The organism is Alistipes sp. DJF_B185 (assembly GCF_964250025.1).
GTDB lineage: Bacteria > Bacteroidota > Bacteroidia > Bacteroidales > Rikenellaceae > Alistipes > Alistipes finegoldii.
In genome coordinates, this window is record NZ_CAXUDY010000096.1 from 1 (window position 1) to 650 (window position 650).

Below are 650 nucleotides of genomic sequence, written 5' to 3' on the forward strand. Positions count from 1 at the left end.
GAACTGCGGTATCCGGGAGAGGGTCTTCCGCAGCTTCCGGCGGTAGAAAAGTTCAGTAAGCGCAAGCAACTCGTAGGCATCGTACAGCATCTGTCCGTTGACGGCACGGGCGCGGATCATCCGCTTTTTACGGCATTGTTCGAGTTGGTGGCAATCCATACCCAGCACCTCGCAGACCTTGCGGGCCGAGAGGAACATCGGGCGGTCACTGTGGCTCAACAGGTGTTCGAAGAGCAGCGTGGATTGTGTCAGCATGAAATGCGTGCGGAGCAGTTTCTCGAAATACATGGACTCCACCAGATAATAAGATCTTTCTGTTGTTTCAGACATAGTATTATGTGTTAAAGATTATGGATAGCTTTTCTCAAAGACTTTTTCTGCTTATGTTCCATTTCAACACGCTCTATGAAGCGGTTGATTTCAGCCGTCGAAAACATTAGACGACGACCGAAATGGAAACCGACAAGCTGACCCGAAGTGCGATAACGGCGCAGTTGACGATCGCTCATCTTCAAAAGGTCGCATACTTCGTCGACTTCCAGAATAGGCATCCCGCAAAGCATATTACGGTGGCGTTTCATATAGGCGATATCCTCGCGGATCTCACGGACGATTTCCAAAATCTCATCGAGTCGTTCCATTATCGGATT

Annotated in this window: 2 protein-coding genes; both read right to left on the reverse strand. The window is 49.4% G+C overall.

Translation table 11 applies throughout. The annotated features are described in order from the left end of the window. Nucleotides 1-330, reverse strand: a 330-nt coding sequence (locus tag ACESTR_RS16380) for a hypothetical protein (protein WP_373179468.1), incomplete at its 3' end; no start/stop codon positions are given. Nucleotides 331-341: 11 nt separating this feature from the next. Further along, nucleotides 342-650: helix-turn-helix domain-containing protein (locus tag ACESTR_RS16385; RefSeq protein ID WP_373179469.1), on the reverse strand; the 309-nt coding region annotated here is incomplete at its 5' end.